This window comes from Flavobacterium psychrotrophum, from assembly GCF_003403075.1.
GTDB lineage: Bacteria > Bacteroidota > Bacteroidia > Flavobacteriales > Flavobacteriaceae > Flavobacterium > Flavobacterium psychrotrophum.
Genome location: NZ_CP031557.1, coordinates 2,567,614 through 2,579,769 on the forward strand (window position 1 = coordinate 2,567,614; position 12,156 = coordinate 2,579,769).

General features: G+C 39.8%; 17 protein-coding genes. 7 read left to right on the top strand and 10 right to left on the bottom strand.

Annotation, left to right across the window (positions count from 1 at the left end; translation table 11 throughout):
• Positions 1-61: 61 nt before the first annotated feature.
• From DYH63_RS21300 to DYH63_RS11085, 8 genes are all read right to left on the bottom strand, one after another.
• Positions 62-676 carry a hypothetical protein gene (locus tag DYH63_RS21300; RefSeq protein ID WP_162926996.1) on the bottom strand — a complete coding sequence of 205 codons (615 nt, stop codon included), beginning with the start codon at positions 674-676 and terminating at the stop codon, positions 62-64.
• Positions 677-695: 19 nt separating this feature from the next.
• Complete coding sequence (locus tag DYH63_RS11055) at positions 696-2,168, bottom strand: DUF3570 domain-containing protein (protein ID WP_116788864.1); 1,473 nt, start codon at positions 2,166-2,168, stop codon at positions 696-698.
• A 5-nt stretch (positions 2,169-2,173) separates the two neighbouring features.
• Positions 2,174-2,386: a DUF4266 domain-containing protein gene (locus DYH63_RS11060; protein ID WP_116790810.1), complete on the bottom strand. Its 213-nt coding sequence runs from the start codon at positions 2,384-2,386 to the stop codon at positions 2,174-2,176.
• Positions 2,387-2,390: 4 nt separating this feature from the next.
• Entirely contained in the window at positions 2,391-3,380 is a 990-nt protein-coding gene (locus DYH63_RS11065; RefSeq protein WP_116788865.1) for an FAD:protein FMN transferase, read from the bottom strand.
• 1 nt (position 3,381) lies between these two features.
• On the bottom strand, positions 3,382-3,831 hold the full coding sequence (locus DYH63_RS11070; RefSeq protein ID WP_162926997.1) for a thioredoxin family protein: 450 nt from the start codon (positions 3,829-3,831) through the stop codon (positions 3,382-3,384).
• A gap of 1 nt (position 3,832) precedes the next feature.
• A complete protein-coding gene (locus DYH63_RS11075; protein ID WP_116788866.1) occupies positions 3,833-4,690 on the bottom strand; it encodes a DUF8694 domain-containing protein in 858 nt (285 codons plus the stop codon).
• A 125-nt stretch (positions 4,691-4,815) separates the two neighbouring features.
• Positions 4,816-6,120, bottom strand: a complete 1,305-nt coding sequence (locus DYH63_RS11080; protein ID WP_116788867.1) for an HTTM domain-containing protein — start codon at positions 6,118-6,120, stop codon at positions 4,816-4,818.
• Between the two features lie 136 nt (positions 6,121-6,256).
• Positions 6,257-6,772 carry a hypothetical protein gene (locus tag DYH63_RS11085; RefSeq protein WP_116788868.1) on the bottom strand — a complete coding sequence of 172 codons (516 nt, stop codon included), beginning with the start codon at positions 6,770-6,772 and terminating at the stop codon, positions 6,257-6,259.
• Positions 6,773-6,884: 112 nt separating this feature from the next.
• Between DYH63_RS11085 and DYH63_RS11090 the strand changes: the two genes are divergently transcribed.
• Complete coding sequence (locus DYH63_RS11090; RefSeq protein ID WP_240408975.1) at positions 6,885-7,445, top strand: DUF1543 domain-containing protein; 561 nt, start codon at positions 6,885-6,887, stop codon at positions 7,443-7,445.
• On the opposite strand, the gene DYH63_RS11095 is transcribed toward DYH63_RS11090, so the two are convergent.
• Positions 7,446-7,679 carry a hypothetical protein gene (locus tag DYH63_RS11095; RefSeq protein ID WP_116788869.1) on the bottom strand — a complete coding sequence of 78 codons (234 nt, stop codon included), beginning with the start codon at positions 7,677-7,679 and terminating at the stop codon, positions 7,446-7,448.
• Between the two features lie 102 nt (positions 7,680-7,781).
• Between DYH63_RS11095 and DYH63_RS11100 the strand changes: the two genes are divergently transcribed.
• The 3 genes from DYH63_RS11100 (at position 7,782) to DYH63_RS21305 (ending at position 9,305) form a co-directional block, all read left to right on the top strand.
• Complete coding sequence (locus DYH63_RS11100) at positions 7,782-8,255, top strand: DUF1905 domain-containing protein (protein ID WP_116788870.1); 474 nt, start codon at positions 7,782-7,784, stop codon at positions 8,253-8,255.
• 261 nt (positions 8,256-8,516) lie between these two features.
• Positions 8,517-9,101: an RNA polymerase sigma factor gene (locus DYH63_RS11105; RefSeq protein WP_116788871.1), complete on the top strand. Its 585-nt coding sequence runs from the start codon at positions 8,517-8,519 to the stop codon at positions 9,099-9,101.
• Positions 9,102-9,158: 57 nt separating this feature from the next.
• Positions 9,159-9,305: a hypothetical protein gene (locus tag DYH63_RS21305; protein WP_162926998.1), complete on the top strand. Its 147-nt coding sequence runs from the start codon at positions 9,159-9,161 to the stop codon at positions 9,303-9,305.
• A gap of 22 nt (positions 9,306-9,327) precedes the next feature.
• On the opposite strand, the gene nth is transcribed toward DYH63_RS21305, so the two are convergent.
• Positions 9,328-9,990, bottom strand: a complete 663-nt coding sequence (nth, locus tag DYH63_RS11110; protein ID WP_116788872.1) for an endonuclease III — start codon at positions 9,988-9,990, stop codon at positions 9,328-9,330.
• Between the two features lie 34 nt (positions 9,991-10,024).
• Between nth and bcp the strand changes: the two genes are divergently transcribed.
• From bcp to DYH63_RS11125, 3 genes are all read left to right on the top strand, one after another.
• Complete coding sequence (gene bcp, locus DYH63_RS11115) at positions 10,025-10,477, top strand: thioredoxin-dependent thiol peroxidase (protein WP_116788873.1); 453 nt, start codon at positions 10,025-10,027, stop codon at positions 10,475-10,477.
• 29 nt (positions 10,478-10,506) lie between these two features.
• Positions 10,507-11,355: a helix-turn-helix domain-containing protein gene (locus DYH63_RS11120; RefSeq protein ID WP_116788874.1), complete on the top strand. Its 849-nt coding sequence runs from the start codon at positions 10,507-10,509 to the stop codon at positions 11,353-11,355.
• Positions 11,356-11,429: 74 nt separating this feature from the next.
• Positions 11,430-12,146 carry a siderophore-interacting protein gene (locus DYH63_RS11125; RefSeq protein WP_116788875.1) on the top strand — a complete coding sequence of 239 codons (717 nt, stop codon included), beginning with the start codon at positions 11,430-11,432 and terminating at the stop codon, positions 12,144-12,146.
• Positions 12,147-12,156 lie beyond the last annotated feature (10 nt).

The following is a 12,156-nucleotide window of genomic DNA, read 5'->3' on the forward strand; positions in this document are numbered from 1 at the left end:
TAGATTTTTTGACCGTAAAAAAAGGGTAACAGAAGCTACCCCTCTTTTTTATGATAAATGATTATTGTTTTTGGTAAACATAACGCCTGGTTACTGTTGTAGTTCCTACTGTAGTAGTTGTCTCTATATAAAAACGATTATTAGCATCAGTAAAGGTTATGGTTTTTACATCATTTGTAGCACCAACAGTAAATGTATATACATTGTTACGGGCTGTCCAGTAACCTATATTCCTGTCGCTGTTTACACAATTGCCAGAGCCACCATTTCCGTTTCCTGAATCGTCGTCACTGTCATCATCAGAATTATCATCTGTAGGTGTGGTACCGTTATCGTCACTTTCATCATCATCGCTGCTGTGCTCATCGTCATCGTCGTCGCTGCTACTATGATCATCATCGTCATCATCATCTCCGCGAAGGGCACTTATATCTGCCCTGCCCGGTTTACCACCATTTTCATAAAGTTCGTGTGTAAACTGTTCAGGCCCGAAAATGTAGGTTTCTTCCATCTCGCAACTGTTTAGCGAAACCGGGTTGCTATTAGTATATTGTTCTACAAGTTTCCAGGTACCTATAATAGGGTTTGCACCGGCACTATTGTCGTCGTTATTACATGATATTACTGCCACAATGGCTATAATAGCTGTAAAAAGGATGAGTAATTGTTTTTTCATGGTATAGTATTAAGGGTGTTTAGTGTACAAATTTAAAACCAAGGGTAAAGATATCGGCAGTAAGCGAATCGCTGCGCTCATAATGATTGTATCTAAAATCGATGTTTTTAATCCCAAATGCGAATATTTTAAACTGCTGAAAAATATCGGTATATCCTGCACCGGCTCCGTATTGATGGCTATCAAAAGATGAGAGGTCATAATCTGATGTGTAATAGCGTTCAAATGAATAATGCGCATCATGCGGGGCAAAATAACGTGTGGCTTTTTGTGTATAGAAACGGTACATAGGATAAACCGTAAAGCGCTGCCCCAGTTTTACAGGCAACTCTATACTTGCAGTATGCCCCTGTAAACCCCAGTTATCTACATAATACCTGTAGTAAGTGCGCAGGATAAGCCAGTCGTTTACATAGTAATTAAAACGAAGGCCTAATGGCAGTTTAAAACGTGTACCGGGCAATCTTTCTACATCATCTGCAAGGCGAAATATTCCTTTGTTGTCCTGTAGGTTGTATACCGGAATGTAGCGCGCCTGACCTATGTAATAATTTGCCTTATCAGCAAAATAAATACGATGGTATGGTGTAGATAACAAACCCTCCTGATATAACAGGTCTGCAAAAACAGATACCTGTAAACGCTTGTTGATAATTTGCGAACCCGTAAATGATATGGCATAAGAATTACGTTTTTTATTAGTCCATTCTGTAAAAGCAGATGGCAGGTAATTGCGGCTCTCCTCGCCCATCTGGTCATAAATAGTAACGCCCTCAAAGTAGCCTTTGTTCAGGAAGTTCATACCATATGTACCATATTCATGCAATTCTGTTGGGTAAATGGGTTTCCATTTATCAAAGTAAGCGGTGACTTTTACGCCTACCTCACTATTCTTATCATTAAAAAGACGGGCAATGCCTGCACCCACCCCTACCGAATGATAATCGTATTCTGTAGAGCCCGAAGCATTTGCCGTCCATATCAGGTTACGGTCGTCTGAGCTATGGCTATAATTAGCCGATATTGAGGTAAGCACATCATGCCTTGAGGCGCCACTACTGGCTATCCAAGGGCTGCCATAAGGAGCCGGAGTGGCAGTACCGTAATCATCGTCGTCATCGCGTTTTAGCGGTGCTGCATGACGGCTTGCACCGGTATTGTTCGTATTTGTATAGGTACCATCGGTAAAAAAAGGATTAATATTACCCGATGACGCCGATGTATAGGCCGAAAAGCCCATGTCAAACGTAAGCACATCGTCATCATTTAAAGGCACGGCAATAATGATATCGCCTGCCGTATCGGTAATTTCCTCAGTACCTGTACCGCCACCCACAGCAGAATGTATACCCTGCTGCTTGTAGTAACTGCCTAACAGGTCTACCTCGGTAGTTTCGAGTACGCGCTTTTTAAACACCGTTGTGGTATCTGTTTCCTGCGCAAAGCCTCCGCATGCATAGAGCATGATAAATAAAAGATAGTATTGTTTCATACCTGTTAGTTACAGCCGCAGCCCCCTCCTGTTTTACCGCCGTTAGCGCCAGATGCCCCCTCACGGTACACCTGGAAATTAGTTTCATAGCGTTCTGTTGGTTTTGCAGTTAGCGCCATATCAGGGTCGTTTACCTGCTGCTTTTCGTAGTCTTTTACTGAAGAGCATGAGGCTATAGCCGTACACAGTATAATGAAGCAAAGTAATTTTTTTATCATCTCTTTATTTTTGCCTGTACTTTTTAATATCAATATTTTTTGAGGTAAATATCTTACCTCCATCGGTAACAATTACACAGCTTAGCGCGGGGAACTGGCTTATAAGGTTTAGTCCTACATCTTTACCCAGCACCATAATGGCCGTACTAAAGCCATTTGCCATCTCGGCACTTGGACCCATTACCGTTACACTGCACAAACCCGTAACCGGGTAGCCCGTAACCGGGTTTATAATATGGGTGTAGCGCTTACCGTTTAACATTACATATTTTTCATAACTGCCGCTGGTTACCACCGCACTTTCGCGCAATGGAAATGCTGCAAATACTTTATTCTTATTCAGCGGATTAGTTATGCCCACCATCCAGGGTTTACCATCGGGTTGTGTACCCCAGGTATTCATATCGCCAGAGGCATTTACAATACCTGCCTTTACGCCTTTTGCTATCAGGAAATCGCGGGTTTTATCTGCCGCGTAGCCTTTACCTATAGAGCCAAAACCTATTTTCATACCCACCCGTTTCAGGAATATGGTACTGTGCTGTTTGTCAAGAATAATATCCTTATACCCTACATTCTGTACCGATTTTTTTACCGTCTCAGGGCTTGGCATTTCGGTCATGCTACCATCAAATTTCCATATCTTATCCATCGCCGCAAAGCTGATGTCAAAAGCACCATCGGTTATCTTAGAAAAGTACAGTGCCCTTTCGGTAAGCTCAAAAAGCTCTTTATCTACTTTTACCGGGGCAATGCCCGCGTTGCGGTTTACCTCAGATACCTGTGTTTGAGGGCGCCATTCAGAAATAAGGTTTTCTATACGGGTTATCTCCGCAACTGCCGTATCAATATATGCCTCTGCCTCAGCAGCCTCGTTTGCCACTATTGTAATATCAAAGCGGCTGCCCATAAGCATCAGCGTACGCTGGCGCACGGTTTGACACTGCGCGGCTATCGCCACAATGGTAAGTATAAAGGTTAAAAGGCCTTTCATGTTACTTTTGTTCTAAGGTATGCAACAGGGCTATATAATCTTTCGGGCTAATGTTTTTATAAGCAGTTTTCCCTAATACTTTACCTGATTTATCTAAAATTACAACCAGCGGAAACGCACCTTCTTTATTGTATTTTTCATACAAAGCTGCGTTTTGATCCTGCTGTTCTTTTGGCAGTGCATTAGCCTTTTTCTTTGGGAAATCAGCACGCACAAGTACCCAGTTGTTTTTAGACTCTTCTTTAAACTCTGCCGATTCCCATATTACTTTTTCAAGCTTTATGCACGGTGCACACCAGTCTGATCCTGAAAATACAAGAATCATGTTTTTAGATTCGTTGCCTGCAACAGTCCTGGCCTCATTAAAAGAGGTATGCCACTCCTGTGCCTGTACCGCCATAGGTAAAGCAGTAAAAAGAGTAATAAGGGTTATTTTTTGAAGCAAGCGCATCTTAGTAAACAATCTTTTTAGAAGTTAGCCTGCCTTCGTTGTCTGTTACTTTTATAAGCAATACACTACCGGTTTGAGGAAGTGTTGCAATATTAAATTCATTAGCGCTTATATTCTTCGACACAAAAAGCTGCCTGCCCTGCAGGTCATAGACTTCTACTACATTTAGATTAGCTGTAGCCGAGGTTATTTTGATATTTCCTATAGAAGGGAATACAACAATACCGTTATTTTTAGAAAAGGTTTCGTTAGCAAGCGTACCAAAAGTCAGCTTTATATTTGGTCTTTCCCAAATAGCTGCCATTGTAGCATCTTGTGTCCACGGATTATCGCCATCACATCCTATCCTACCATCAGTATATCCGGCACACATTTTATTTCCGGATGTTGTGGTAAAGCGAAATTGTGGCCTACCCTGTTCTATACAAGTACTGCCTATAACCAATAATGAAAGGTTCTGCCCCGTAAAGTTATAAGAGTTTTGCAAGGCAAGTTCCATCCAGCCGGCTGTATCATTATTTGGCAAATCTCCCTCATACACAAGCACATAATCTGCAAAGCCACCTCCAATGGTATAACGTTCGCTTAAAGCACTTTGAGAGGTGCTTTTAAGATAAATCTGTACAAATGGCTCTACAGAACTGCTTCCTGAAGCTTTATTAAAGGCAAGATTAGTAATGGTGCCACGCAGGCCTACCTCATCTGAAGTATATATACTTTCGGTAGCCGATGAGTTGTAAAAAGTAGCTATAGGAGATGAAGTACCCGAAGATGTTCCGGTACCTATTGTAACAACGGTTTGAGCAGAAGCTATGCCTATTGAAGACAGCAATATTGCACTAAGTAATTTTATTTTCATAGTTGGTGATATTTATCAGGTAGTTATTTTTATTTATACCAGTTCTAAATTACGGTGCAATATTAGAAAGAAAACAAATCACAAACAAACAAAATTTTAGATTTTCTTAACAAAATTTCAACCCCCTATTTATAGAGTAAAATCCAGTCGTTGTGCGAAAAGTAGTTCCATTCGGCAGCCGCCATATCGATTTTAGGATCGATAAGCAAATGCGGAATGGCTTTATTTATAGATGTTTTAGCTGTTATGTACACTGCCACATCCACACCTTTTTCTGCATATTCAGTGTGTATATATTGTGCCATTTGCCACAACATATCAGGCTTAGTAGCGATGCCCCTGCGTTGTGCCGGTGTTAAAACATCATCCAGGTCATATACCCACGATTTCTGGGTTTTCTTATCAAAAACTTTAAATTGTGCATATCCCCTGCGCTTGCGCAACATCATGCGCCAGCTTAGCCTGTGCCCCTCTTCCGTCCACATAACATCGCCTTTAATAATGTGGTGGCGCAATGGCATAAACACCTGGAAAACAAAATAGGGTACAAAAATCCATAGCCATTTTCGGCTTACAACTGTGCTTTCAGCTTTGGTTACCGTTACGTTTTTCTTCGGGAAAAACCACTTTGTAATTTTTTCAGCCGGAAAGAAAAACACCAGCATGGCCAGCGACAGGTAAGGAAAGATACCTATGTGTAAGGTAAACGAATTGAATAAATGAAAAATGATTGCCGCTGCCAGTGCCCACGGCCTTGTTTTTTTATACAACAGTGCCGGCACTATAAGCAGGTCGAATGCTATACCCGCATAAGCTATAAAAATGTGCATCCACTTTTCACGAAAGAAATGGATACCATAAGTTTTAGCTGCTTTTTTCAGTATCCCTCCTGTAAAAGTTCCGTTTAGCCAATCCGGGTACAGCTTGGCTACAGAAGCATAAAAGTATACAATGCCTATTTGCAGTACAACAACAAACCGGCACCATGCAGGCATTGTTTTTCGCTTAATTTCCGGGTGCAGCTTACTGTCTGCCGAGGCATAGGCATTAGCCGGAAGTACACACATAATACCTGAGATGAGTATAAGCAGGTAATAATGGTTGTTGTAAGATGTTTTCTGCATAAAGTAGATGCCAGCCCATAGCAGAGTATATAAAATCATACTTAACCTGTACTGATAACCTACCATAATAAGCACACCAAGAAGCGCCAACACAACAAAATATACATACATACCATTGCCGGGAAGCGGCTGTAGCCACTCCATACCAATGTGTGAAAAGGTAAACTTTGGCGCAATAAAATTTTGATATACCCAGCCTTCTGCAATATGCAATACCGCCTGCCATGCCAGCAGGAAACCAAACAAAATCCTGAAAAGGATAAGCTGGCTGTTATCTATATTTTGATCTAAGAATTTAATACGCATACTTTGGCAGGAAAAAGCAGCTACAAATTAAAGAGATTAAGAAATAAGAAAGGCAAAAATTCGACGCTAATTTTAAAGCAAAAAAAAATCAGGGACAGATAATCTGCCCCTGACTTACTCTGTATAAAACAGTTAATTATTTTTTGATGATCTTGCTTTCGTCAATACCATACGCCTTTATAACAGCGTTGTAATCTTTAAAGTCTGCCTTAGGAGCTAACTTACCTGCACCGTTTTGGCTACCAGGAATAACCACGATCCTGAAAAGCTGGTTTGAGGTATAGGTACCTGAAGCCTGGGCAAGGTCAAAATTACTTACCATGTAAATAAGCACGTCTGTGCGAGTAAAGTTAAAATCATAACCTATTACATCACCATTATCAAAGTTATAATTTCTTGGGGTAAGCTCCCAAACATTACTGTTTGCTACAGCATCATAACCCTGCCTGTAAACCAGCACCATATCATAAGCAAAAGTGTTATCTAAGTTAACCAGCTTAGCGAAATTGTTTCCTGAATTGAAATCCAAAGTTGTTTCTATAACTGTTGCAACGGTATCCTGATCCTGGGCACTGCCTAAGTCGTCGTCGTTATTACATGATGTTAGCATAAGAGAACTTACAGCAGCAAAAAGTAAAAGTATCTTTTTCATAATTTTAATTGGTTTTAATGTTATTTATTAATGACAGCTAAAGTATTTCAAAAAATGAGCCAAAATAAATTTTTAGAAAAAATTTAGGAAAAAACTGCTATATCTTTGTTTTATGAGTATTGATAACACTACACTTTATATGGTTATGCTGGGTGCCGCACCTCCCGGGCGCACGATAGAACAACACGATATATTTTTTGGTATCGGCAAAAATGTCAAGGCGTTAAAGAAGGATATTTATAATTTTTGGCCCAATGCGGGCCAACTGCATATTGACTCATGGCGAGCTATAACCAAGGTAGATGATTTTGTTATAAAAATTGTCCCGAAAAGCGAAGCCATACCACAGGAACTTAAGCTTTTCTTCCTGAACCTGGGCGGATATTTACCTAACGACCTCGAAGAATATCATTATAAAATACTGGTAGTGGCTAAAACCATGGGTAAAGCCATTAAGGCCGCTAAGCAAACTGCGTTTTATAAACAGTATGGTTTTAAAGGCGCAGAATCGCACATTGACGAAAAATATGCCCTTGATGTAGATGACATGCACAAGGTGGAAGACCTGTTGCCACAGCATTTAAAAGAGCTGTACCACATACAGATTACTCCTGCACTTGGGGAACCCGAAGACACGCTGCATGCTGGTTATGTAAAACTTGGCCCTGCCTAGTTATTTAATTTCTTTTACACCTTTTATAAACAGCCAGCGCATAAAGATTTTTTCTTCGCCCTGAATTTTACCCGCCTGAAATTTAGGCGCAATTATAGTAGTTACCACAAAAGCTGTTAGTGGTACCATCCACCCGCTTAAGTTGGTAAACTCACCTATAATGTAGTAAAACAGCATAAAAACGGGCGCAAAACCTAAAAAGTTATAAAGTAGCGCTTTGGTAGATTTTTTCATGTAAGGTATTTATAAACCGGCTGCAAAGGTAGCTATATCAGTATAAATGGCAAACATAGAACTCACCGAATAATTTTTGTAAATTTCCTCAAATCACGAAACATGGACTCAACGCCCCTCACCAATAAACAATACCTTTTAGAAAAAATGCCCGGCAAGGGCGGCTGGACCTATATTCGCCTTACAGATATCAACCAGCCTAAAGGCACGCCCTTTGGCATGATGCGCGTTAAAGGTACAATAGACAGCTACGAACTTAGCAGTTGCACACTTATGCCTATGGGTAGCGGATGCTTGTTTTTGCCTGTAAAAGCAGCTATAAGAAAAACAATTAAAAAAGACGAAGGCGATTATGTACACCTTGTTTTATTTAAGGATGATGAACTCTTTAAAGTACCACAGCAATTAGAGGAACGCTTAAAACAGGAAGGCGTAGATAAACATTTTTTGAAATACAAACCCTGGGAGCAACGCATGTGCTCTCAATGGATATTTAGTGCAAAACGACCTGAGACCGTAAATGAGCGTATTATTAAAACTATTATTCGCCTAAAGCGGAACGAAAAAATTGTATGAGCGAAAAAATCTGCTAAAAATGCAGAATTGCAACGTTTTCGCCCTAAATAAGTGCAGCCTTTAAGTAGCATTAACAAATATTATTGCGCCAATAATGTTAAAATTTTTGAGAGCCCTTGTTTTTTATAATTTTATTATGTTATATTTGGCATATCATTAATTCTTAATTAACAAAGCCTATAAGCGAAAACTACTTTTTAGAACCGTGCCGACCAACGCGGTGTTAAGACCAAAATTCAAAAAACGCTAAAAAGTATTGCTATGGCTAATGTTGTAATCCCTGACGCTGTCCTGGTGAAAAATTATGTAGGTGGAGATGAAAATGCTCTTGCTACGTTAATTAAGAGACACCAATCAAAAATTTACGGTTTTATCTATTCAAAAGTTTCTGACAGGGATATTTCTGATGATATCTTTCAGGATACTTTTATAAAAGTGATAAAAACACTGAAATCTAACTCATATAATGAGGAGGGTAAATTCCTGCCGTGGGTAATGCGTATTTCGCACAACCTTATTGTAGATCATTTCCGTCGCAACAAAAAGATGCCTATGCACCGTGAAACAGAAGAGTTTTCTATCTTCTCTATCATGACAGACAACAGCCCTAACGTAGAGAGCCGCATTATTACAGAACAGGTTGAAACTGATTTGAAAAGGCTTATCATGGAGCTGCCAGAAGACCAAAAAGAAGTACTGCAAATGCGTATGTACCAGGATTTGAGCTTTAAAGAAATAGCAGACCTTACAGGTGTTAGCATCAATACTGCACTGGGCCGCATGCGTTATGCCCTTATGAACCTTCGTAAAGTAATCGAAAAAAATAAAATTATTTTGACTAATTAGGCAATATCGGGTGTTGTTTTGCGTTGTAATGTTTATACATAACAAAAACATCGCTTCATGGCAAAACTTTACTCTAAAATAATACCAGCAACACAACAAGATATGCTGCCAAAAAAAGAAACAGTAGATTTCCTGCTAAGCTATTCTAAAGCTCTTAAAATAGTTAAGACAGAGAACGGTACATTCGAAAATATTGCTAATTAATTTCCTTAAACCTCCTGAAAATTTATTTACGGGAGGTTTTTTTATAATATTCTTCCAGCACAGCTTTACGCCCTATTGTTGACGTAATTATATCTTTATCCAGGTGCCATCCACGCGCCTGGCAGTATTGCCTGCCATACCATATAATTTGTAAGTGCAGGTCATTCCACCGATTTTTAGGAAATAACTTTTTAGCATCTTTTTCTGTCTGCACTACATTTTTACCATCGCTTAACCCCCAGCGGTACATAAGCCTGTGAATGTGTGTATCTACCGGAAATGCCGGCACGCCAAATGCCTGGCTCATTACTACACTTGCGGTTTTATGCCCCACGCCCGGCAGCGCTTCAAGGTCTTCAAAATTATCCGGCACTTCACCATTGTGCTTATCCAGCAAAATCTGGCTCAGCCCGTGTATTGCTTTGGCTTTAGCCGGCGATAAACCTACTGGTTTTATAATTTCCCTTATCTCATCTATATCCAGCTTTACCATCATCTTAGGGTTATCTGCCCTTTCAAAAAGTAATGGGGTAATAAGGTTTACGCGCACATCAGTACTCTGGGCACTCATCAACACGGCAATAAGTAAAGTATAAGGGTCTTTATGATCTAACGGAATGGGGATTGTAGGATAAATTTCATCAAGTGTTTTTATAACGAATTTTGCCTTTTCTGCCTTGGTCATTTTAAGTAATTTAGCAAAACAAATATACACCTAAATGACCACACTTAAAAAAGGCGATAAAGCACCCGATTTTTCAGGCACAGACCAGTTTGGAAAAACCCACACATTAGCCGATTATAAAGATAAAAAGCTGGTAGTTTTCTTTTACCCAAAGGCAGATACCCCCGGCTGTACCGCCGAAGCATGCGACCTGCGCGACAACTACCACCGTTTTGAAGCGAAGGGTTATGCACTTCTTGGTGTTAGTGCAGACAGCCAGAAAAAACAAGCTAAGTTTACCGAGAAATACAGCCTTCCCTTCCCCCTTATTGCAGATGAAGATCATGCTGTACTAAATGCTTTTGGCGTATGGGGGCCTAAAAAGTTTATGGGCCGCACGTTAGACGGTATACACCGCACCACGTTTGTTATTGATGAAAACGGTATTATTGACGAAATAATTGAAAAAGTAAAAACAAAAGAACATACCTCACAGATATTAAAATAACGCTGTAACATTATTTATATCGGGGCAAAATGGCCAAGAAAGCAACCTCTATTCCGGTAAATACCATGTATGGTGCAGGCATTGCTGTAGGCAAAGCTACTGTAGCAGGCATTAATATATATAAAGAAGTAGAACGTTCGCATCGTGACAATTATCATTCGTTTTTTATGATGGAAGCCGGTACTGCTGCTGTCGAAATAGATTTTCAGCGGTATGATATCGCCCCGTTTAGCATTGCTTACATTCACCCTAACCAGGTGCACCGCATTGTTGCCTTTGAAAATGCTACGGTGTGTTTTTGCCTTATCAATAAAGAAAACCTTAACCCAGAATATCTGAGGTTATTGGAAGATATTGCCCCTGCAAAACCTTTATATATAGGCCCTGAAGCATTTTCTTTAATAGATAGTGCAGCAACACTGGCTATTAAGCTTTTTGAAAGAAATGAAGAGAAGTTATATCACTCATCCCTAAAAGGCAGTTGCAACACACTACTGGGTTTAATAGTTGCGCAATATTTAGAACAGGCCAAACCCATGGAAATACTTTCCCGTTTTGAAATCGTTACCAAAGCCTTTAGATCGCTGCTGGAAAATAATTTCACAATAATAAGGAAACCATCAGAGTATGCTGAAAAGCTGAATATATCTATCCCCTATTTAAATGAATGCGTTAAGAACACTACCGGCAATCCTGTTTCGCATCACATACAGCAACGCATTATACTGGAAGCAAAGCGATTGCTCTATTATTCAGACAAATCGGTTAAAGAAATTGCGTCAGAACTAGGTTATGATGACTACCCTTATTTTTCGAGGCTGTTTACAAAAAATACAGGCATGAGCGCTATAGCATTCAGAAACAAAAACCTCGATTAATCCAATACATACTTTAAATTGTTATTGGGTCATTCTTGTCTTAGCTTTTACTTTGCTGTATAAAATTTAAGCTTATGCCAAGTGCACCTAAATGGGTATTTGATGTATTTGAACGCCTTTTATCGCCGGATATGCCGTTGTTAGAAGTTACTGAAAATATATCATTATCTCAAAACATCAGAAAAATTTGCTTTAAGGGCGATTTAAAAAACTTTGATTTTCAACCGGGCTATCATATTGACTTTCGTGTATCTGACACCGATGTAAGACGATACACACCTTCATACTATGATGTAAAAAACGGAATACTGGAGTTTATCTACTACCTGCACGGAGATGCCCCCGGCACACGGTTTATGACTAACCTGCAACCGGGAGATACAATAAATATAAACCAGCCAAGAGGCCATAAATACTACGATCCATCAGCAGAAAAATATATAATCTTTGGCGATGAAACCTCATTAGGCTTAGCATGCTCACTCCTTCCGTTACTAAAACAAAATGCACATCAGTTCTGTTTTTATTTTGAACTGGATGAAGAAAACAAAGACATCCCCGAAAAATTGGGTCTTCAAAACGTTACTGTATTTACCAAAGGTGTATTACTAAAGGGCGAAAGCCTCATCCAAAATTTACCCGCTTTTCAGGAAGCCGACTGGGAGGATGCGCATTTTGTACTTACCGGAAATGTAAGATCAGTACAGACGCTACGAAAGTTAGCTAAAATCCATGCAAAGGGAAAAGTACATGCTCATGGCTACTGGCTTGAAGGTAAAAAGGGACTTTAATAACTGAAAC

Bases quoted from the DNA above. Each gene is read 5' to 3' on its own strand.
- DYH63_RS21300 (WP_162926996.1), bottom strand. From the start codon at position 676: ATGAAAAAACAATTACTCATCCTTTTTACAGCTATTATAGCCATTGTG.
- DYH63_RS11055 (WP_116788864.1), bottom strand. From the start codon at position 2,168: ATGAAACAATACTATCTTTTATTTATCATGCTCTATGCATGCGGAGGC.
- DYH63_RS11060 (WP_116790810.1), bottom strand. From the start codon at position 2,386: ATGATAAAAAAATTACTTTGCTTCATTATACTGTGTACGGCTATAGCC.
- DYH63_RS11065 (WP_116788865.1), bottom strand. From the start codon at position 3,380: ATGAAAGGCCTTTTAACCTTTATACTTACCATTGTGGCGATAGCCGCG.
- DYH63_RS11070 (WP_162926997.1), bottom strand. From the start codon at position 3,831: ATGCGCTTGCTTCAAAAAATAACCCTTATTACTCTTTTTACTGCTTTA.
- DYH63_RS11075 (WP_116788866.1), bottom strand. From the start codon at position 4,690: ATGAAAATAAAATTACTTAGTGCAATATTGCTGTCTTCAATAGGCATA.
- DYH63_RS11080 (WP_116788867.1), bottom strand. From the start codon at position 6,120: ATGCGTATTAAATTCTTAGATCAAAATATAGATAACAGCCAGCTTATC.
- DYH63_RS11085 (WP_116788868.1), bottom strand. From the start codon at position 6,772: ATGAAAAAGATACTTTTACTTTTTGCTGCTGTAAGTTCTCTTATGCTA.
- DYH63_RS11090 (WP_240408975.1), top strand. From the start codon at position 6,885: ATGAGTATTGATAACACTACACTTTATATGGTTATGCTGGGTGCCGCA.
- DYH63_RS11095 (WP_116788869.1), bottom strand. From the start codon at position 7,679: ATGAAAAAATCTACCAAAGCGCTACTTTATAACTTTTTAGGTTTTGCG.
- DYH63_RS11100 (WP_116788870.1), top strand. From the start codon at position 7,782: ATGGACTCAACGCCCCTCACCAATAAACAATACCTTTTAGAAAAAATG.
- DYH63_RS11105 (WP_116788871.1), top strand. From the start codon at position 8,517: ATGGCTAATGTTGTAATCCCTGACGCTGTCCTGGTGAAAAATTATGTA.
- DYH63_RS21305 (WP_162926998.1), top strand. From the start codon at position 9,159: ATGGCAAAACTTTACTCTAAAATAATACCAGCAACACAACAAGATATG.
- nth (WP_116788872.1), bottom strand. From the start codon at position 9,990: ATGACCAAGGCAGAAAAGGCAAAATTCGTTATAAAAACACTTGATGAA.
- bcp (WP_116788873.1), top strand. From the start codon at position 10,025: ATGACCACACTTAAAAAAGGCGATAAAGCACCCGATTTTTCAGGCACA.
- DYH63_RS11120 (WP_116788874.1), top strand. From the start codon at position 10,507: ATGGCCAAGAAAGCAACCTCTATTCCGGTAAATACCATGTATGGTGCA.
- DYH63_RS11125 (WP_116788875.1), top strand. From the start codon at position 11,430: ATGCCAAGTGCACCTAAATGGGTATTTGATGTATTTGAACGCCTTTTA.